This is a genomic window from Shouchella sp. JSM 1781072, from assembly GCF_041949915.1.
GTDB lineage: Bacteria > Bacillota > Bacilli > Bacillales > Bacillaceae_D > Shouchella.
In genome coordinates this window covers 480571-500584 of the sequence record NZ_JBHFQE010000003.1, presented here as the reverse complement: position 1 = coordinate 500584, position 20014 = coordinate 480571, and the positions used below count along the sequence as shown (strand labels likewise).

Below are 20014 nucleotides of genomic sequence, written 5' to 3'. Positions count from 1 at the left end.
ACTCTATACACGATGTGGCTTACTTATTTGCACCTGCTTTAAGCCCCTCCACCATAAATCGTTGAAACAACATGAACAGAATGGTAATAGGAACTGCCACAAGGACGGCTCCTGCAGCAAATAACGTAAATTCTGTGTTCCCGCGTCCTGTGACCATTTCGAATAAACCGATGGCAAGGGTTTTGTTTTCGTTCGATCGTAATACTAGTCGAGCAAAGATAAAGTCCATCCATGGCCCAATAAAGTTTGAGACGGCAACGAAAACAAGAATGGGCACCGACAACGGCATGAGAACACGTGCAAAAATCGTCGTGTTTCCGGCACCGTCAATTTTGGCCGCTTCTTCTAAGCTTTTCGGTAACGTATCAAAATACCCTTTGACGAGCCATGCATTAAACGGAATAGAGCCTCCAGCATAGACAAGAATCAAGCCCCAGTGGTTATCAAGCAAATTTAACTGTAACAATAAAATGTAAATCGCAATCATGCCCATAAAGCCAGGGAACATTTGCAAAACAAGCATCGCCATAAGCCCTTGTTTTCTTCCAGGAAAGCGAAAGCGACTAAAGGCATAGGCTGCGGTCACAACAAGGAATGTGGATAAAATCATGTTCCAAAACGCAATTTTCAATGTGTTTTTATACCACAATAAATACTGTGTCTCACTAAAAAGGTGGCTGTAATGTGTGAGCGAAAGGCGAATAGAGCTAAACGCTTCTAAAATCGTGCTCGGGCTAAAGTGGCGTACTCCTTCCCAAAACAAACTCCAGTCCATACCAGGTATTAATTGTGCGGCGAATAAAGACGTACCTGGATTAAACGACCCCATGACGATCCAAATGACTGGATATATGGTGAAGATGGCTACAAGAACTAAGAGAAGATGTTTAAAAAAGGAGCCAATTCGTTCTTTGTGTTTGCGTGTCATAGCATCGTATCCTCCTCTTTAAATGCTCGCGTCCGTCTGAAATTCCAAATTGAAATTGCGGCGAGCGCAAGGAAGATTAAGATTGAAATAACTGATGCAATGGCAAACTGGCTCTGGTCGAGTGTTAACTTATAAATCCAAGAAATTAAAATGTCGGTTGAGCCTGCGTAAGAATAGTTGACGTTAACAGGTCCACCTTGAGTAAGTAAATAAATCAAATTAAAATTATTGAAATTGCCTGCGAAATTCATAATAAGCAACGGGGCTGTTGAGAACATCACAATCGGAAGTGTAATCCGCCAAAATCGCTGTCGTCCGTTTGCGCCATCCACCTCTGCTGCTTGATACAACTCACGGTCAATGCTTGTCATGACACCACTCATTAACACCATCCAGAATGGAAAGCCAAACCAAATATTAACGAGGACGAGGGTGAATTTCGCCCAGTTCGGATCACTTAACCAAGGGACGGCAGCAAGTCCAAGAAATTCAAAGTATTGATTAATTGGTCCGAATTCGCCATTGAATAAATTTCGCATAATTAAAATGGAGACGAATGACGGAATGGCCCAAGGCAAAATATAGATGCTACGCCAAAATTTTTGAAAGCGAATCCCTTTTGAGTTGAGTAATACAGCAAAGAATAATCCAACGAAAAACGTTGTAAGGGTTGCTAAGATTGCCCAAATGATGGTCCAAGAAAAAACGCCTAGAAACGTTCGGTTCCACGTTTTCATATTAAATAGATCAATGAACGTTTGAAAGCCGACCCAGTCGACTAACGATGCTGGAGGAATATGGTTGGGAGCTGAATAGTTTGTAAACGCAATGGCGACCCCGAAAATAAGCGGTAAAATCGTAAGAAAAGCAGTAAATAAAACAGATGGCATCAATAAGAAATACGGAAACCCCTTATCTGAAAGGAAATGAAGCGTTTGTTTAAACGTATGAGGCTTCTTTCCCTGATCTCGTTGAAATCCTACTTTACGAGCATCACGTATGGATAAGTAATACATCCACAAAAACAACAGCCCACATAGTAAGAAAATAATCCCTTCAATGAGTAAAAAAATTGAGTGGTCGCCTTGAACAATGTTAAATCCTACTCGTGTTTGCTCGGTCTCGCCTAATGTATAGAGTCCCCACATGGCATTGCGGAAGGGCAAAGTCCAAAATAAAAGTAAGTAGATTTCCAAAGCAATAAAGAAGCAACCTTTTAGATATTGACGGTGGTAAAGCTGTCCAAATCCCATAAAGATAATCGATAGCAGCGTTCCGCGATTTTTATGACTACGCATGTGTCCTCACTCCTTTATAGCGTAGAAGGTATAAGCGATAGATAAGTTGGATATTCATGTACACTTTCAAAAGGGGCGTCGATAAAGCTGTTACCAAGTTTTTGTTTAAAATGGCGGCGTTTCCAGTGGGAACAGTGCCAATGCGCCCACGGAAAGCGTCCGCCAACATACAAATCAACTGGATGGTTATGGCTTTTTTAACATCTATCGATTCTGTGTTTCAATGGCATCTTCAATCTGCTCGCGAGCAGACTTTAAAGCTTCCTCTGGCTCCATGTCATCATTCCAGATAGATGTATAAGCAACTTGCATAGGACCCCAAACAGACATCATTTCCGGCATATTTGGCATCGGAACCGCTTCTAACGCCTGCTCCAAAAATGCTGTTGAAATCTCATCTGCTTGAATCGTTTCATGATCAATTAACGACTCAACAGGTGGAAGCTGCCCGGTAATTTCATAGCGTTTTAACAACATCTCTTCACTGGAAGCAAATTGAGCAAGTAATGTGGCGGCCATCGGGTACTCACTATAAGAGTTTACGTAGTAGGCTTTAATGCCAGAGTACGATTGCGGCGCTTCTCCGTTTTCAAGTAGTGGAAGGGGGGCAACACCAAAATTCACACCAGCATTTTGATGATTGTGCACATCCCAAGGACCCGAAATGCGATAAGCTAAATTCCCTTCATTGAAAAAGGATGAAATGACATCATACGTAATATCTTCAATAGCAAGTGGAAGTAATTCGTCACGCATCGTCTTTAAAAATTCGCCTGACTGGATTGCGCCTTCATTATCAATTCCAAGGTCTTCAGGGTTCGTGTTATTATCGCCAAACACATAACCACCGTAGCCTGCCATAAAGGCGTGGGTATAATAAAAGTTTGCTGGCTCCATCATAAAGCCAAATGTTCGCTCACTACCTGAAGAATCATCTTGAAATGCTTTCGCAGATTCAAACAACTCCTCCCATGTTGCAGGTGGTTCTTCAACGATGTCTTTATTGTAAAAAAGCGCATACGTTTCAATGGCAATCGGATAACCATAGAGCTGATAATTTCCATCTTTATCGGTATACGATGTTCCGCTAATGGCGGCATCCATAAATGTGTCTTTGTAATCGTTTGCATAATAATTCTCGTAAACAAGCCCTGCAGAGACCATTTTTCCTAAATGATCATGGGCGGAGTTAAAAACATCGGCGCCAAGTCCTGCGGGTCCATCTGTTTCTAATTTTGTTGAAGCCTCTGTATGTCCGACTTCTTGTACTTCAACTGGCACGCCGTATTCTGCTTCAAACTCTTCAGCTACTACGGAAGCCCATTCTGCTTCCTCATCGCTATTATCCCAAAGAACAAGGTGAGCGCCTTCCTCAGGCACTAAAGCTTCTTCAGTTGGTTCGTTATTAGGATCACTTGGTTCTGATGTTTCCGTCTCTTGCTTGTCTCCACCATTACAACCAACTAAAAAACTCGTTAACAATGCTCCTGAAATGAGTGTACCAACTGTTTTCTTGAACACCATTTTCGTTCTCCCCCTTGAGTGCATAATAGAAAGCAAACGCATTACTAAAGGTGTATGTAGAAGAAAGAATGTTTATGTTGGACAACTGCTTAAATATAACCGGGAAAGAACGAGTCTAGGCGTGCAATTGGTGCATATATAGCTTGTCTTTCCTTGAAAACAAAGGGCAAACGATTGCATAAATGAGGCGGCATATCATGTTGTAAATATTTTTCGACATTTCACATCGGTTTTGATTTTCGAATCAATTTTATAACGCATGATTCATTCATATAAAAAATTAAACAAAACCTACCGACTTGAGTCGATAGGCTTCGATGTTTAAGACTTTGCGTAATGTGGTGCTTTGATTTTCACAATGAAGGCAATGAGTAGACCAGCAACTCCGAGACTAAACAAGATAAGCTGAATGCTGACGTTTGCTGCCACAAGCGCACTGACCAATCCATAAGCAATCGGATCAAATCCATTCATGGCTAGGAAGATAATACTCATTACTCGTCCCATTAAGCGAGCATCTGTATTCTCTTGCGCTGCCGTGAAAAATGGAATATACACAAACGACATCGAAAATCCAATGAAAAACACAACAATCGTTAGCGTTAATAAGTTTGGTGCGATACTAAAAATGAGTAACGTTCCAACAGAAGCAAACAGACCCATTAACGACGTAAATCCGCGTCTTTTAATTTGAATTGAACTTAGAAGGAACGTACTGATGACCATCCCTACACCTAAGCTTACTTCCATATAACTTAAGTTAATTGGGGTTCCACCGTGCAAGTCAACGAGTAATGGAATTGCAATATGAAGCGCGCCAAAGACGAAAAAGTTCAGTGTAATTAACACGAGCAACCCGACTAATAAGAAGTTGGAGCTTTTAATATAGCTAAATCCTTCACGTAAGTCTTTGAGTGGGCTTTGTTTTACTTGATTTTCCACAGGTGCTTCTTTAATAAATGGTGGGAAAATCACAACGGCAGACAGGAAAACAAGGATTGTGGCGACGAGATAGCTCGTTGCTACAGTTCCAGATTCCATAATTAACCCGGCTAAAATCGGCCCAAGGATGAAGGCAACTTGGTCAACACCTTGGAAATAGGCATTTGCCTGTTGAAGTTGTTCTTTTGGAACAATTTTTGGGATCATAGAAGAACTTGCTGGACCGAAAAATGCATCTAGCGTTCCAAAAATGGCGGCTAATCCTAGTAAAAGGAGGAACGTCATTTGATCTAGGTCAACAAGGAAATAAATCGATAATAATAAGACCCCTTGTGCTAAGTTGGTGCCGAACATGATAGTCGTTTTTTTATATTTATCAGCAACTACGCCACCGAATGTCATCATCAGTAATCGAGGAACCGTTGCTGCTATTAAGACAATCCCTAAAGAGCTTGCAGATCCAAGAATCGTGACCACATACCATGTCGTTGTTGTTAAGAACATGCTGAAACCAACAACGGCAAAAATACCTGCAATGAGCAAGAGCACGAAGGTGCGGTTTTTAAATAAAGAGGTTTGTGCCATAGTATGATCTCCTTTAATGCGATAAGAATAGTATGACCGATTCATGGTTGATCATGTACAAAAAACCTAACGGTAGGTAGGTTTAACGTGTAAGCTGGCTTTACAAGACAAAAAAAAATCAGTACAATGATGGTGTAACCTACCGATCGGTCGTTAGATCAGGATTATATCGCAAACGTTGAATGATGTAAAGGGGAATGATATGCATACTAAAGAAAGAATTAAAAAAGAGAGTTTAGAACTTTTTGCGTCATTAGGATATGAAGGCACGTCGATGGCGAACATCGCTGAGAATGTTGGGATTAAGAAACCCTCGCTATATGCGCATTATAAAAACAAAGAATCACTGTTCTTGGATTTGGTGATGGACATGTCAATGGATTACGTCAAGTTTATTGAGGAATCCCTCGACCAAGGGAACGTAGGAATTGAAAAGCAGCTCTACAAAGCTTTTCTAACGTATGTTCATGACTGGACCCAAGATGACGCAGGAAACCAATTTTACAGTCGTTTCCTACAATATCCACCTCAGCCGCTGGCAAAGCAGTTAACTGATACGTTAGGAGATACAGAGCGTAAGGTACGAAGCCTTTTAACTGAATTAATGAAAGACGGGCAAAAAAAAGGGAACCTGACGAATGAACTAGAAGCAGAGACTATGGCCTACACGTACTTTGCGCTTATTGAAGGGCTCGTCACAGAAGTTGTGTTTTACGCACCTGAAGACATTATGAAACAAGCAAAGAAATCTTGGGAAGTGTATTGGCGCGGAATTAAAGCATGAGGAGCTGTAGGAAATGATCCAATTTTTTAAAGCAAGAGGGATTTTTGTCAAACGGACAAAAGGTGAAATCGGCTCACGAGTAGAGCCAACCTATGCACTCATGTTTGTTAAAGATCGAAGCGATGTTGTCAAAATTGATGGCGTCCGGTACTTGTTTTTAGGTTTTGGAGAGGACACATATGAAACGGTTCAGGCTCTCAGCGAAAGGAGAGCGAAGGAAACGTTTCATTATGAGCCAACATCAATTGATGCGAGTGAAAAGTCCACGAAAAAGAAACGCTATTTGCTCGGCTTTCAACATGAACAAACTAGCGCCTTATCGGTAATTGAAACAGTTTTATCTGCATCGCAATTAAAGAAATTTGATCGTCTAACAAGCTACAGACCCGATTAGTTACTCGGGTTTGTAGCTTTTTTTCTACTCTTTCCTGCAAAAAGACCTTTCCTTAAAAGCTTAATGAAGAACCCTACAAGAAAGGCTGAAAGGATTGTTCCTTCACGAATGCCAACAAGTCCACCGAAAGAAATAAATGACAAGAGGATGCCAACACCGACAAGCCCCCAATCAAACGAAACTTTAACGGAACTAAATGGTTTATTTAAGCGATCCGCTAGCACTTTAACAATGGCTTCGCCTGCATTCATAATTGTTTTTGCTTCAATTTGTAACGTTACTCCTAAAGCGAGGAAGAGGCAACCAATGATTACGAGACTTAGCTTTTCTAGGTAAAAAGATGGGTGGATAAATGCTGTTATGAACATCCCGAAATCAATAAAGAGGCCAAGGAGCGGCGCAATTAAAAGTTGTAAATAGTGTAAAGGTGGAAACGTCGAGCCCAAAATTACTTTCTGTACAAGCACAAAAAAAGCGAGTAGGAGAAATGTGAACGTACCAATTGATAAAGGCAACGACAAACTTAATACGTATGGAACGCTTGATATTGGTGATGTCCCTAATTCCGATCGTGTGGTGAGGGCAATGCCTATGCCCATAAAAAATAGACCGAACGAAAAAAGAGCGTATCGGTTGAATGACTGCAAATAGATCCCTTCTTTATTCTAAGTATTGGCGGCTTTTTTGCCGAATTTTCTTTAAGGTTTGCACATACGTCTGAAGATCAGACTCGCTAATGTCGGCCACGATGTCTTGGTAAAATGCTTCTGTACCTGGAAGAATGCGTTCATATAAGGTAGAACCTCGTTCGGTCAGACTCACATAGTGGGAGCGTTTGTCTTCAGGATTGTTTCTTTTGACGATTATGGTCTTACGTTCTAATAGATCAACGATACGAGTTAGCGTGGCTTTATCTTTTTCAGAAACAGCGGCTAATTCCTTTTGGGGGAGATCTCCATGTGAATGGAGGCGCTTTATGACAGTCCATTGTTCAGGCGTAATTCCGTATGTTTTTAAATAGGCTGTAAACGCGCGAAACATGGTTCGGTGCGTCTGTGCGGTCATAAACCCAATTGACTCATCAAACGATTCAAACACAGCAACCGTGCCCCTTTTTAATTTAGTTTGTGCAACAACTATATCATCAAGGGAGCGGGGCTGTCAATTTAGTTCGTGTAACAACTATTATCGTTGATGATGTTTAAGTTGGAGCATGGAGACAAGCTTGCTATAATAAGTGAAGAATGTTTGATGGAGTACGGAGGTGTTTGTTATGGGGATTTACCGTAAAATTGGCTATGGGTTTATCTGTTTATTAATTCTAACGTTCTTAGTCAATTTTATTGCTTTGTTCGCTGGGGGTGCGTCAAACCCAGTATTTATGGGCTGGCTAATGGCGGTGTTAATGTCTTCAGCCGGACTAGCCATTTTCTTTCTATCTTTAGACCATTATCAAAAAACGGACAAAGAGAAAAAATCACAACGCGCTTTCCTATTTATGACGGTCATATCAGTCTTGTTTATTGGGTTAGCAGCATATGAGGTCATTGCGATTAACAACTATTAAGAACCGTTTTTGCGGTTCTTCTTTACTTTAATTATGAAGTAAAGTAAACTTTACGTATAGTTCGCTTTACATTTGAAGGTGAGATCGATGAAATCACACATAAAAGAAAAACGAAAAACATTACATTTAACACAAGAAGACATGGCGAAGCGATTACATGTTTCAAGACAAACCATCATTTCATTGGAAAATGGACGGTACAACCCATCTTTGATTTTAGCTCATAAGATTGCACAACTATTCGATTGTTCAATTGAAGAAATTTTTATTTTTGAGGGAGATGAGAATCTTGAGTAACGAAGGGTAAAACAAGCGCTCAGGGTGTCTCCTAGGCGCTTGTTGGTTTCTTTATTCTTCTTCAATTTTTTCGTATTCTTCATGCTTGATGACGGTGCGCTGTGTTTCATCTTCGCGACCAGTATAATCGTCAAACTCTACCGAGATGGTATTGTCATATATGTTAATGACGCGTGCTTTTTTATTTTTAAATTCTCCTTGTGTAACAACGACACGTCGTAAATTTTCTACTTTTGCTTCTTCTGGCATGGATATCTCTCCTTTTAGCTCACTTTTTAATTTTTTCCCGTATTTAAGATAAAGAAAACATGATTTGCTTTATTTCTAACATAGGATAGAAGGGAATTTCAAGAATTCTACCCCCTTCTTTTAAAATAATTTTTTCCAAATAAATCGGACATAGGAATGAAAATGAAATTGGTATTTGTTCCTGCAGAATTAAGTGTTAAACTAATCATACTTTACGAATGAAATGGAGCGATCATGGCGGTGTAAACCTTTCTTCTCATATCAGCTAAATAAAACTGAATATTGAGAAGGAGTGAATCGCATTGCGCTCAAAACCTTTTTTCCTATTAATGATCGGTCAAGGCAACAACAGTGCTGTGATGGTGCTGTATATTGTTGCGTTGATGCACATCATTTATCAACAATCGGGATCTGCGTTTGTAATGAGCATGGTTCCAGTTGTTATTACTTTTACTCGCTTTTTTTCTGGCTTACTCGCGCCTGTGCTGTTTACCTACTTTTCTCTCCCTCGCATCCTTTTTTACGCACAAGGTATAAAAGTTATCCTTTTTATTTGTTTATTTGTGGTGATCTTCTTTATGCCCGGTGCAGCAGTCTTTTTTGTGGTCAGCATGATTGCGTTATTAGATGGCGTCGCTGATCCGGCGAGTCAGTCGCTTTTACCACGTATTGTGGCCAAAACGGAGCTAATTAAGGCGAATAGTACAGCTTCTGTTATTTTTGAGACTGTTGGAGTAGGGTGTTGGGCGATTGGAGGGGTGCTGCTTGTCTTTGTAGGGGCAGAAGGCTTACTGCTTTTTGTAATCAGTTTTTCTACGATTGCGACTGTGGCGTTTTGGCTTATGCGTCATGAAGTGCCAAGTCTATTTGAAACGAACGATCCTCATTGGAAAAAATCGATGTTGGTTGGATGGAACGTCGTACTGCAGACAAAGTGGTTAAAACAAGTCATGCTTACGACGAGTCTCGATGCGGTCGCTGGTGTAGTCTGGATGGCTGCTGCTGTCTATCTATTTGTTGAAGAAGTGTTACAAGTATCCGAGGCTTGGTGGGGATGGATCAATGCTAGTTTCTTTATTGGTCTGATTGTGACCGGGTTCTTTCTTTATAAACGAGCTCATATGTTCGAGAAACAGACGTCGCGGCTGCTGCAAATTGGATTTGCTGGAGGCGCAGTTGTAACCGCGTTTTTTGCACTGAACATGATTCCAGTTGTTGCCCTCGTATTATCGATCGGAGTCGGGATGTTTGAACAGGTAAGAGGTGTAGGATTAAATACCATTCTCCAACAGCACATAGAAGCGAAAAAGCTCCCTTACGTCTATGCAGTCCAAGCTTCACTTTCCACATTATCATTTGGAATGGGAGCGCTACTCGTTGGCGTTGTTGCGGAGGCGTTTGATATAAGAATTGTTTATGGGTTATCTGCGCTATTCCTACTGCTCTGTTTCTTTTCATGGATGAAGATAAAAGTGAAATAAGTAAGCTGTGTGTGAACAACAGGAGGCATGACCATGGGGAAAATACACATTAAAGCAGGTGACTCCGTTTCGCTTGTGACGGAAGCAATCCAGTGGAGCGTTTTCGAATTGGAAGCAGCTCAATTATATGAACTTGTGCTAGAAAGACAAGTCGTACAGGGGAGAAATCCATACACGCTTCAAGCAAAAGCGCTTTTCCGTGCGGATGAAAATGGGCAAATTCAACCAGCTGAAGTGGCGCCATTAAAGGGAAGCTATTCAGAAGCTGATTCAATGGGTCTGTTTTGGTCAATGGGAAAAAAAGACACAGAAGCAAAAGCGCCGCCCCTCGATCATGCAAATAAAGTTGATCCGCGCTGTTATACGCTGACGTTAGTTCAAGCAGGAGTAAGACTTGATTCGGTCTTACTCCAACGTCATTGGTATCCAGAACAGATTAAACGACAACCGGTTCATGATGCTGGTCTGATCGGAACGTATTTTTTTGAAGAAGGCATCAGCAAACCAACTATTATTGTGGTTGGCGGGTCAGAGGGCGGTGTGTACGAATATGCTGCAGCTGCCCTTGCTTCAGAAGGATTTCATACATTTGCCCTCGGTTATTTTGGTGTGGAAGGTAAACCAAATCGGCTTGAAGGGATCGACCTTTCTATTGTGGACCAGGCAGTGAAATGGATAAATCAGAGGGAAGAAACGACCGAGAAGATCGGCATACATGGAACCTCCCGTGGAGGCGAATTCGCGCTTTGGTCCAGTGTTTATGTAGACGACGTTGCAGCGTGTGTAGCGTTAAATGGGATGAGGTATTCCATGTCGGCTATTGTGCCATGGTCTTCTGATGAGTGCCTGCCACCAGCATGGCTTTACAACGGTCAAACGCTTCCTTATTTAACACCAAAAAATCCAGTTGAAACAGCGTTATTGTGCAAACGGCTTTTTTCTGAAGGGAAAAATCCTTTTAAAATTTGGTACGACGCGCTTTACGAGCATTCATATGCGTACCCTCAGGCGAAAATACCGATCGAACGCACAAACAAGCCAACACTACTGTTAGCTGGAAGAGACGATGGAATGTTTTCGGCTGAACAAATGAATGATGTAGAACAAAAATCGCATATTCACCAACAGCTCTTTGCTGAAGCTGGTCACGAAATGGGTATTCCGTATCTACCTATTTCCGCTACAGTGTTTCAAGGTGGTAGAAGAAGAGAAACGGCAAAAGCGAGTATCGCGTCATGGAAAACAACCGTGCAATTTTTTCATACACATTTAAAAAATGAACCGTAAGAGCAGTTTGATTTGCAGCTGCTTTTACGGTTTTTTTAGTGGTGACAAGCCAGATTCAATTAATGCGTCTACCAACGTTTGATAGCCAGCATCATTCGGTTGCTCATGATCGGTTGCAAGCAACGTGTCTGTGTTCGTTTGAAAAGCATCATAGGCATTAATAATCTTAACCTGTTTGTACGTTTCTAACTTCATTAATTTTTGATTGTAGCGGCGAATGACTTCATCGAGTAAATCAGCTTCAGGATACGGATTATATAAATTGAAAATTCGGATAAAGTAATGTTGACGTGCATGTTCTTTTATTTCAACAATGTATCGAATTAATGCTTCTAGTGCTTGATACGTAAGCGCGTCCGTTTGTGAAAGAGTACGATCCGATTTAGTAAGCTTGGCGATTTCAAACGCATCAAGAAAATCATTTCTACCGATTGTGATCGTGATAACGGTTGCGTCATAAATGGTTTGTTCATATTGATAATTCGATGCAAACCAGTATAGCTGGCGTGCAGTTGCCGTGTTCTGAACAAGTGTTTTAAGCTGGATGGGCTCTCTTAATTCCGTCTTTAAATGTCGTAAATAAGGGAGAACAAAACCTTGAGCGTCTTCCGATTGGCTAGAAGACCCTTCCGCTGTTGTAAGTGAATCCCCTATGGCTAGATACGTATGCATGAGGGTTCGATTCACCTCCTTTCTATAGTTTACTCTATAGAAGGAAAGAGGCAACGGCCATTGTCCTTAATTAAGCAGAGATGTGAAAATAAAAGCAGAGCCAAGGGATGAGGGCCGCTCTTCTTAATCTACAGTATGTTTGCCAATCATTACGCCAGCTTGAAAGATAAGTGTGATCATGATGAGGAAATAAAGAACTTGAATAAAGGGAGCAGCAGACCAGACGCCAAGTAGGTGCATAAGATTTAAGATAATAAATAACACAGTAGGAACGAATAGTATCATTCGACGTGTAGACATGTTGGTTCCACCTCAATCGTTGGTAGGATGTAAGAAAAGGCTACCACAAAACCTACTTCGCTAGAAAGCCTTTCCAACAAAACAGCTGGGTTAGTAGATGCTTGCAAGTTGTTTTCTATTAATAATTTCTAGGTTTTTATCATAATAGTAAGGAAACATCCCCTTGATGACTACATTTAAGAAGAAAGGTCGTCGTCATATGTCAAAGAGATCTATTGTTCTTCTAATTGGTACGATTGGCCTCATTGTTGCAGGTTATTTCATTCTACCAGTCTCTCTTCCCCTCATCGTCGCGTTTATTACTGCCATTTGCTTAGCTCCTTTTGTCCGACTCTGTATAAAGTATGTAAAGGTGAATCGGATGATTGCTGTTTTGCTTGTATTTGCTGCATTCCTTGTGTTTTTACTTGGGATAGGATATCTTCTTATAACCGTTGTAATTGCTCAAGGAACGTTGTTTTTAGAGCGGTTGCCGACGTATATCACAAACATCAATGAAGCGTGGAATGGTTGGTTAATTTCATTGGAAGCATTATCAGAACAATTTCCACAAGAGATGATTGTCGCGATTAATAGCGAGACGACACATTTGCTAGATAATTTACGTACAAGCGTGAGTCAAATTGATGTTATTGGCATTTCAACAAGTGTGATGGCAAGTATACCTGGGTATTTTATTTCATTTCTCGTTTTTATTATCGCATTATTTCTCTTTTTATTAGAACTTCCACGTATTCAAGCGGGATTCTACCACTATTTAACGAGTGAAACGAAGCAAAAAGTCCATTATATGCTGCAGCGATTTTCTGGCGTCATAATCGGCTTTTTAAAAGCGCAATTTATTGTGAGTATCCCTATATTTCTCGTATCGTTAATTGGCTTATTTATTATTGTTCCTGAGGTTGCGCTAATCATGGCTCTTATTATTTGGATCATTGATTTTATCCCGTTAATAGGGTCGATTGTTATTCTAGCACCGTGGGCTATTTATCAAATGTTTATGGGGCAGATGACTTTAGGCATACAGCTTCTCGTTCTAGCAGCTGTTTTGCTTATTATCCGAAGAACAGTAGAGCCGAAAGTGATGGGCACACACATTGGTTTGTCGCCGTTGTTAACGCTCATTTCCATGTACTTAGGTGCTCGTTTGTTGGGTGTAATGGGTTTATTTCTTGGACCGTTACTTGTGATTGCGTTTACATCAGCTAAAGAGGCTGGGATGATTCGAATGAAAGGCAAAATATAAGGAGTAAAGCGTGGATAGGACGCTTTACTCCTTTTTACTTATCCTGTAATGACGTTTCCTTTTTTGTATTGAATGGTCGATGATTCTGTTTTTGCAAGGGCAAAAGCAAGAGTGACTGGACCGATTCGACCTGCGAACATGAGCATCATGATGATCCATTTCCCAGGTTCACTTAAATTCGCGGTGATTCCCATCGACAAACCAACCGTACCAAAAGCAGATACTGCTTCAAATAGCGTGGCTAAAAACGGCGTTTGTTCAGTAATTGTAAGAAGAAAGACACAGCCGAAAACGAGTAATGCGCTTATCGTTGTAATGGCTAACGCTCGATGAATAATCGAGCTAGAAATGGTTTCTTGAAAAGCCACGGCTTCTTTTCTGCCTTTTAAATACGTGTACATCGCAATAAGAATGACTAGGAACGTCGTTAATTTGATGCCACTACCTGTTGAGGCACTTCCGGCGCCTATAAACATGAGCAAGATCATAAAGAGGAGACTTCCTTCATTCATTGAGCCAATATCAATGGAATTAAAACCTGCTGTTCGCGGTGTCACTGCTTGAAAATAAGACGCCCATAGTTGATCGGTTAATGAAAACGTACCAATGGTGGCGGGATTTTGATACTCTAACAAAAAGATCACAAGCATCGCAATGCTATTGACAATAAGTGTTCCAACAAGCATAAGCTTTGTATGCAGCTGCAGCTTTCGAAACGATTTACGCTTCAAGATATCGGCCAGCACAACAAAGCCAATTCCACCAATAATAAATAAGCACGTAATCACGAGATTCACAAGCGGGTCACCGACATAGCCTGATAAACTGTCAGCCCATGTGGAGAAGCCTGCGTTGTTAAACGCTGAGATGGCGTGAAACGTACTAACGAATAGACCTTCTTGCCAGCCGTATTCAGGTACCCAGCGAATGGCGAGCAGCATGATTGCGATGGCTTCAACGGTAAACGTGAAGATGACAATAAGCTTTACTAGGGAAACCATACCGCCAATGGTAGGTTGGTTAAACGATTCTTGAACAAGCAGTCGACTTGTAAGACCGATCTTTTTCCCTAAAAGAAGCGCAATGACAACTGCAAAGGTCATTAAGCCAAGCCCACCAACTTGCATGAGCATCATGAGCACAACCTGACCGAATGTTGTGAAGAAGCTCCCTGTATCAACAACAACCAATCCTGTCACCGTCGTAGCAGATGTCGCAGTGAATAAAGCATCTGTCCATGAAAGCGACCCTTCAGAGGCAATCGGCAGTTTAAGAGAAATCGTACCAATTAGAATGACAAAGAGAAAACCAAACGCTAGCACTTGAGGCGGGTTTACTTTCATCAAATGGATGTGTTTCACGCAAATTCCGCCTCTTGGAAACGAGCGATATCTTCGTCTCTACCAAGAACAATCAATAAATCCCCTTCAAAAATAGTGTCGTCTACCATTGGTGTAATGTTTAAATCATCTTTTGTTTGTAAAGCGACTAAATTAAGCTGATAGCGTTGTTTAAATGCCAATTCACCGATCGTTTTTTTTGCAATTTGTCGATCCGCTACAAGCTCCGCAATGCTATATTGATTGGACAATGCAATGCGGTCCACAAATGAGGAAGAAACCATATTCTGAGCGATGCGGACACCCATATCCACTTCGGGTAAGACAATATGATCGATGCTTAGCCGTTCAAGTAGTAATCGATGATGTGGGGTTTCTGCTTTTGCCCAAACGGTCGGTACATCAAATTCCTTTAAGTTTACTGCGGCTAAAATACTCGCTTGAATACTTGAGCCAATCGCAACGACACCAATGTCAAACTGATTTAATCCTAACGTTTTTAAATCACGTTCTTCTGTAGCATCTAAACAAACGCTCTGAGAAACGATGTCGCGAACATCCTCCACTTTATGAATGTTGCGATCAACCGCTAAAACTTCATGTCCAAGGCGAATAAGCTCTTCGCAAATGCTTTTTCCAAACGTTCCTAATCCAATAACGATACATGACTTTTTTGCGTGTCGCATGGGTTTCTTCCTTTCGAATGTCTTTCATCATGAGCAGTCGTACTTTGCGATGTGGCCACATCAACGTAGCAAATTAAAGAATAACGTCTTGATTCTAGCCAACAACTTACGCCTCAAAATCATGAAAGTCAAACCTTTTTTTATTTACAAAAAAAGAATAAAAAAGTTCCTTCATATTTATAAGATACGCACCGAGAGACAGGAAAAAAACAAGTATTGACAATGAATTTGGAAACCACTATGATCTCCTATATTAGAGCGAATAGGATGCAGGGGAGATGCAGATGTTGAATCGCATACCGAAATTAATTAAGTTTCCTGAAGAAATTGTTCGAAGGGTAAAAAACTATCAAAACGAACAAAATATATCGACCTTTTCTAAAGCGGTCTATCAGCTCATTGAAAAAGGATTAAATAAGAAAGAACACTCGAAATAACGGCGTGTTTTTTTACATATAAATGTAATCGCTATCGTGGGGTGGTGGGGTGTAAATGACTGTAGATGAATGTGCAAAAACGATTGTAGCTGATCGGTTTCCTTCGTGTGATCTTGCTTTACTTGCAGGCAGTGTATCAAGAAATGAACAAACCGCTACATCTGATTTAGACATTGTTGTGTTTGATCAAAGTGTCACTTCGTCGTTTCGAGAGTCGTTTTACGAGGGCAATTGGCCAATTGAGCTATTTGTTCACTCTTTTACGTCTTATCGGACCATTTTTACAGCGGATCAAGAGAACGGTATTCCTTCCATGCCACGAATGGTTGCGCAGGGACGTGTTCTTATTGAGGAAAATCGCCCGTTTTATCAACAAATTAAAACAGAAGCCCAGGCGATATTGTCGGAAGGGCCGCCGCCATGGTCAACGCAAACTCAAGTGGAAAAGCGCTATTTTTTAACAGATACGCTGGATGATTTACGAGGGGCAACGAGGAATGAAGAATTATGGTTTATTGTGAATCATTTAATGGAACAGCTAGGAGAATTTGTTCTACGAATGAATCAGCAATGGATGGGGCGCTCAAAATGGCTCTATCGAAGTTTGCAGGCATATGATTCAGACTATGCGAAATGTTTCTTTCATTCCTTTCAGCACTTCTATCAAACAGGAGATGTGAAAAAGGTAGTCGCACTCGTTGAGCAAGCACTTGAAGATACTGGTGGACCGATGTTTGCTGGATTCTCAATTGGAAAAACTTAATGAAATCGTGAACAGGAATCTCCTTAATAAAGTGGAATGGGTAAAAAGGTTGTTTTAAGGGGGGAATGTGATGATTCGATTGGCACAACTCGAAGATGCTCAAGGCATCGCCACAGTTCATGTGCATGCGTGGCTGACCACTTACACGGGAATTATAAAAGAAGAGATTCTGGCACGAATGAGTATTGAAGGTCGTACGACACTGTGGAAGCGGCATTTAAATGACCGTGAACAGCTCATTTATGTCTATGAACAGAATGAAGATGTTGTCGGCTTTGCGAGTGCCACGAAGTCAACGGCTAACGTGCTAACGCTATATATTCTAAAAGACTATCAAGGAAAAGGCGGAGGAAAAGCACGACTTAAGGCTTTGTTTAAAGATCTAGTGGATCTCAATCATCAAGAAGCTTCTGTTGCTGTTTTAGAAGCAAATAACAGTAAATTATTTTACGAGAAAATGGGAGCAAGTTTGAAAAAGAGAACCGACGTGCCTGAGTATGGTGCAGGAAATGTGCTGCTTACTTATACATGGAATGAGTTAACGAAAGCGTGAGAGGCGCTTTCGTTTTTTCAATTGGCTACCTGAAGTAGAACCACACCGAGTGAAATCAACAGTAGCGATACATATTTTAACCACCCTCTTGATTCTTTTAAAAATAAAATGCCAATTAAGGCCACGAGGAGAATGGTTGTACCAGACCAAACCGCATAAGCAACGCCGACTTCCATGTATTGAATTGAAAAGGTCAAAGCGATCGTCACAACAATATACGAAAGAACAGCTAAAACAGTAGGTGCTGTTTCTTTAAATCCTCGAGACAGCTTCATAAATAAGTTACCAATAACAGAAAAGAGTATCGCCGTTCCTAAAAAAATATAGCCCACTACACGACACTCCTTTTTTGGTGGAAATGATTGTGGAGATTTAAAAGTACAACACCAACGATTACGAAAATCATTCCAAGCGCTTTCAATAATGAGACAGATTCATTTAAAAACAAAATACCTAATAAGACAACAGCAAATGTGCCTAAACCAGACCATAGGGCATTCACTAATCCAACTTCTAGCTCTTTAAGGAGATAAATGCATAAAACAAGTGCGGTTAAATAGCAGATGAAAACCATGATAGATGGTAACCATTGAGTGAATCCATTTGATTGATTCATAAACATTGTACCCAACACTTCAATTCCAATGGCAAGAAAGAGTAAGATCACGTTTTTCATGTCAGCACTCCTTTCTATTCTTACCCTATCATTGAAAGTAGGAATTGTCAGAAATAAACGATTGGAAAAGGGTTAAAAACAGAAGAACCACATAAATATAGATGAAGGCTATTAACTTGGAGAGGTGTGTTCAAATGAATCATCAAGAGGGAAGCCATCAGACTTTTCCCCCGCCACATGGGTCGTATCGTGATTTACATAAATGGGACCAGGATCAGCCCGCAAGGTTACATTCTCAAACAGTCGGCAAACGAGGACCTATTCTCAAGCAAGACAACATTGAGCACGAAACGCTTCAAACCTTTATCCATGAAAAGATTACCGAGCGACCTGTTCATGTTAAAGGGTCTGGTGCTTTTGGTTATTTTGAAACGTATTATTCCATGTCACCCTATACATCTCTGTCATTTATGCAACAGCCTGGAACACAGGTGCCTGTGTTCGTTCGGTTTTCCTTGGCGGTAAGTACAAAAGGAACGCCAGACACGTCAAGAAATGTTCGGGGTTTTTCAACGAAATTTTATACGAATGAAGGGATTTATGATTTAGTCTGCAACCATATCCCTGTGTTTTCCGTAAGGGATACAATTCGTTTCCCGGAAGCAATTAAAGCATTTTTGCCTTCACCGAAAAACAATCTCATTGATCCCGATCGTTTTTGGAGCTTTGTGGCGCGTGCGCCTGAATCCCTTCATTTTGTCTTACGCGTTTACTCCAACATGGGAACAGTGAAGAGCTTGCGCCACATACCAGGACATAGCGTCAATACATATGTGTGGAAAAACAATCAAGGAGAACGTCGCTACATTAAGCTTGCTTGGTTTCCGTTTGCTGGAGAACAATATATTCGCAATCAAGAAGCAGTGACATTAGCTGGAGAGCAACCTGATAGTGCCGGTCAAGATTTATACGATACAATTGCAGGTGGCGGAGTCGTAGAATACGGATTATACGTTCAAGTCATGGATATGGAGGCGGCGGACCAGTTGCCCTATGATCCGCTAGACGACACAAAAATTTGGGATGAGAAGCAGTTTCCGTTCATGCCCATTGGAAAAATGACATTAAATAAAAATCCAGATAACTATATGGAGCAAGTAGAAAAAGCAGCTTTTTCTACTAGTCATTTGCTCGATGGTGTAGAGCTCTCAGATGATAAGATGCTCCAAGGGAGAGCGAATATTTATTGGGACTCTCAGCGTTATCGAATTGGTCCGGAATTTCGTAAAGTCCCTGTGAATCATCAAAAAGATTGGTCACCGGGAAATCTCGTAACGAGTGGCGATGGTCGTTATGTAGAAGGCGTTTTGCAACGTTCGGATTTAGAAAAGCAAGATGATTATGCTCAACCGCGCATGTTCTATGAAGCATTACCACCTCAAGAAAAAGCTGATTTGGTGGACAATATCGGGTCTCAACTTAAAAGTGTGGCAGGAGATGTTCAGACCGTTGTAATCAATGAGTTGAATAAAGTGTCAACGGACTTAGCCAATCGAATAAAGAATGCGATGCAAGCATAAACACAAGTTAAATACTTGTGTTTTTTTTCGTCTCATTTACGGGTAAACTATACATAGATCAAAAAAAGTGAGGGCAAAGAATGACAGCAAGAATATACGTCATGAGTATGATTCTTATTGTACTAACGTTAACAGGATGCAGTGGTCAGGCTCTAGATCAATATGAATGGGCTTCATTCCCTGAATACATGACGGTTAACGAGGAAATTCAGGGCAATGAGTACGAAGTCAACATTGATACGGATAATGATGGAACCCGAGTGATTTTATTTATTGATGAGCAAGGGATTGAACAATATAAAAGTGTATTTATAAAATCAGAGCAACGGGTTATTATTGTTGATCTGCAGACAGACGAAGAAATTCATAATGAACGTTTATAAAATGAACGCTTTCCCGTTTCATCGGGGTATAGGAGAAATCTAGCGTACCCAGTTGGAACGGATAGTCTGCTTTAAGTATTAATGGTTCATGTAAATAAGGTG

At 40.8% G+C, this 20014-nt stretch carries 25 protein-coding genes; 12 read left to right on the top strand and 13 right to left on the bottom strand.

The annotated features are described in order from the left end of the window. Positions 1–19 precede the first annotated feature (19 nt). The 4 genes from ACE1TH_RS16490 to ACE1TH_RS16475 all read right to left on the bottom strand — a co-directional run bounded on the left by ACE1TH_RS16490 (position 20) and on the right by ACE1TH_RS16475 (position 5277). A complete protein-coding gene (locus tag ACE1TH_RS16490; RefSeq protein WP_099304376.1) occupies positions 20–928 on the bottom strand; it encodes a sugar ABC transporter permease in 909 nt (302 codons plus the stop codon). Further along, a complete protein-coding gene (locus ACE1TH_RS16485) occupies positions 925–2226 on the bottom strand; it encodes a carbohydrate ABC transporter permease (protein ID WP_099304374.1) in 1302 nt (433 codons plus the stop codon). The genes ACE1TH_RS16490 and ACE1TH_RS16485 overlap by 4 nt, the downstream gene beginning before the upstream one ends. A 204-nt stretch (positions 2227–2430) precedes the next feature. Further along, positions 2431–3750, bottom strand: coding sequence for a sugar ABC transporter substrate-binding protein (locus ACE1TH_RS16480; RefSeq protein WP_176554438.1), 1320 nt, complete (start codon positions 3748–3750; stop codon positions 2431–2433). A gap of 321 nt (positions 3751–4071) precedes the next feature. Further along, a complete protein-coding gene (locus ACE1TH_RS16475) occupies positions 4072–5277 on the bottom strand; it encodes an MFS transporter (protein ID WP_099304370.1) in 1206 nt (401 codons plus the stop codon). A 202-nt stretch (positions 5278–5479) separates the two neighbouring features. On the opposite strand from ACE1TH_RS16475, the gene ACE1TH_RS16470 reads away from it, so the two are divergent. Both ACE1TH_RS16470 and ACE1TH_RS16465 read left to right on the top strand, forming a co-directional pair. After that, complete coding sequence (locus tag ACE1TH_RS16470; RefSeq protein ID WP_099304368.1) at positions 5480–6061, top strand: TetR/AcrR family transcriptional regulator; 582 nt, start codon at positions 5480–5482, stop codon at positions 6059–6061. A 13-nt stretch (positions 6062–6074) separates the two neighbouring features. Continuing rightward, positions 6075–6455 carry a hypothetical protein gene (locus ACE1TH_RS16465; RefSeq protein ID WP_255224170.1) on the top strand — a complete coding sequence of 127 codons (381 nt, stop codon included), beginning with the start codon at positions 6075–6077 and terminating at the stop codon, positions 6453–6455. Here ACE1TH_RS16465 and ACE1TH_RS16460 read toward each other — a convergent pair. Continuing rightward, the gene (locus ACE1TH_RS16460; RefSeq protein ID WP_255224169.1) at positions 6452–7102 is read right to left on the bottom strand and encodes a YczE/YyaS/YitT family protein; all 651 of its coding nucleotides are present in this window, start codon (positions 7100–7102) and stop codon (positions 6452–6454) included. The genes ACE1TH_RS16465 and ACE1TH_RS16460 overlap by 4 nt on opposite strands. 13 nt (positions 7103–7115) lie before the next feature. Then, positions 7116–7553, bottom strand: a complete 438-nt coding sequence (locus ACE1TH_RS16455) for a MarR family winged helix-turn-helix transcriptional regulator (RefSeq protein ID WP_099304364.1) — start codon at positions 7551–7553, stop codon at positions 7116–7118. 175 nt (positions 7554–7728) lie between these two features. Here ACE1TH_RS16455 and ACE1TH_RS16450 point away from each other — a divergent pair, with 175 nt between their 5' ends. Then, positions 7729–8022 carry a hypothetical protein gene (locus ACE1TH_RS16450; RefSeq protein ID WP_375079563.1) on the top strand — a complete coding sequence of 98 codons (294 nt, stop codon included), beginning with the start codon at positions 7729–7731 and terminating at the stop codon, positions 8020–8022. A gap of 87 nt (positions 8023–8109) precedes the next feature. Next, the gene (locus ACE1TH_RS16445) at positions 8110–8319 is read left to right on the top strand and encodes a helix-turn-helix transcriptional regulator (RefSeq protein WP_255224166.1); all 210 of its coding nucleotides are present in this window, start codon (positions 8110–8112) and stop codon (positions 8317–8319) included. A 51-nt stretch (positions 8320–8370) separates the two neighbouring features. Here ACE1TH_RS16445 and ACE1TH_RS16440 read toward each other — a convergent pair whose 3' ends face one another. Further along, positions 8371–8568: a KOW motif-containing protein gene (locus ACE1TH_RS16440; protein ID WP_099304358.1), complete on the bottom strand. Its 198-nt coding sequence runs from the start codon at positions 8566–8568 to the stop codon at positions 8371–8373. 302 nt (positions 8569–8870) lie between these two features. On the opposite strand from ACE1TH_RS16440, the gene ACE1TH_RS16435 reads away from it, so the two are divergent. Both ACE1TH_RS16435 and ACE1TH_RS16430 read left to right on the top strand, forming a co-directional pair. Next, entirely contained in the window at positions 8871–10049 is a 1179-nt protein-coding gene (locus ACE1TH_RS16435; RefSeq protein ID WP_255224165.1) for an MFS transporter, read from the top strand. A 33-nt stretch (positions 10050–10082) separates the two neighbouring features. Then, the gene (locus ACE1TH_RS16430) at positions 10083–11336 is read left to right on the top strand and encodes an acyl-CoA thioesterase/BAAT N-terminal domain-containing protein (RefSeq protein ID WP_176554437.1); all 1254 of its coding nucleotides are present in this window, start codon (positions 10083–10085) and stop codon (positions 11334–11336) included. A gap of 24 nt (positions 11337–11360) precedes the next feature. Here the strand turns inward: ACE1TH_RS16430 and ACE1TH_RS16425 are convergent, their stop codons facing one another. Next, positions 11361–12008, bottom strand: a complete 648-nt coding sequence (locus tag ACE1TH_RS16425; RefSeq protein WP_099304352.1) for a GDSL-type esterase/lipase family protein — start codon at positions 12006–12008, stop codon at positions 11361–11363. A gap of 123 nt (positions 12009–12131) precedes the next feature. Continuing rightward, positions 12132–12308, bottom strand: coding sequence for a hypothetical protein (locus ACE1TH_RS16420; RefSeq protein ID WP_375079562.1), 177 nt, complete (start codon positions 12306–12308; stop codon positions 12132–12134). Positions 12309–12507: 199 nt separating this feature from the next. Here ACE1TH_RS16420 and ytvI point away from each other — a divergent pair, with 199 nt between their 5' ends. Further along, positions 12508–13554: a sporulation integral membrane protein YtvI gene (gene ytvI / locus ACE1TH_RS16415; protein WP_255224163.1), complete on the top strand. Its 1047-nt coding sequence runs from the start codon at positions 12508–12510 to the stop codon at positions 13552–13554. Between the two features lie 38 nt (positions 13555–13592). Here ytvI and ACE1TH_RS16410 read toward each other — a convergent pair whose 3' ends face one another. Then, positions 13593–14897, bottom strand: coding sequence for a TrkH family potassium uptake protein (locus tag ACE1TH_RS16410; RefSeq protein WP_375079675.1), 1305 nt, complete (start codon positions 14895–14897; stop codon positions 13593–13595). 14 nt (positions 14898–14911) lie between these two features. Further along, positions 14912–15580 (bottom strand): potassium channel family protein, encoded by a 669-nt coding sequence (locus ACE1TH_RS16405; RefSeq protein WP_099304350.1) that lies wholly within the window; start codon positions 15578–15580, stop codon positions 14912–14914. 284 nt (positions 15581–15864) lie between these two features. On the opposite strand from ACE1TH_RS16405, the gene ACE1TH_RS16400 reads away from it, so the two are divergent. From ACE1TH_RS16400 to ACE1TH_RS16390, 3 genes are all read left to right on the top strand, one after another. Continuing rightward, positions 15865–16017, top strand: a complete 153-nt coding sequence (locus ACE1TH_RS16400; RefSeq protein ID WP_176554431.1) for a hypothetical protein — start codon at positions 15865–15867, stop codon at positions 16015–16017. A gap of 55 nt (positions 16018–16072) precedes the next feature. Continuing rightward, the gene (locus ACE1TH_RS16395; protein ID WP_255224162.1) at positions 16073–16780 is read left to right on the top strand and encodes a nucleotidyltransferase domain-containing protein; all 708 of its coding nucleotides are present in this window, start codon (positions 16073–16075) and stop codon (positions 16778–16780) included. 70 nt (positions 16781–16850) lie between these two features. Then, entirely contained in the window at positions 16851–17333 is a 483-nt protein-coding gene (locus ACE1TH_RS16390) for a GNAT family N-acetyltransferase (RefSeq protein WP_255224161.1), read from the top strand. Between the two features lie 17 nt (positions 17334–17350). On the opposite strand, the gene ACE1TH_RS16385 is transcribed toward ACE1TH_RS16390, so the two are convergent. Together ACE1TH_RS16385 and ACE1TH_RS16380 are read right to left on the bottom strand one after the other, a co-directional pair. Then, positions 17351–17665: a DMT family transporter gene (locus ACE1TH_RS16385; protein WP_176554435.1), complete on the bottom strand. Its 315-nt coding sequence runs from the start codon at positions 17663–17665 to the stop codon at positions 17351–17353. After that, positions 17665–18009, bottom strand: a complete 345-nt coding sequence (locus ACE1TH_RS16380) for a DMT family transporter (protein ID WP_218014800.1) — start codon at positions 18007–18009, stop codon at positions 17665–17667. Before ACE1TH_RS16380 ends, ACE1TH_RS16385 begins: the two co-directional genes overlap by 1 nt. 134 nt (positions 18010–18143) lie before the next feature. On the opposite strand from ACE1TH_RS16380, the gene ACE1TH_RS16375 reads away from it, so the two are divergent. Next, entirely contained in the window at positions 18144–19529 is a 1386-nt protein-coding gene (locus ACE1TH_RS16375; protein ID WP_375079561.1) for a catalase, read from the top strand. Between the two features lie 80 nt (positions 19530–19609). Further along, positions 19610–19912, top strand: coding sequence for a hypothetical protein (locus tag ACE1TH_RS16370; RefSeq protein ID WP_375079560.1), 303 nt, complete (start codon positions 19610–19612; stop codon positions 19910–19912). Positions 19913–20014: the final 102 nt, after the last annotated feature.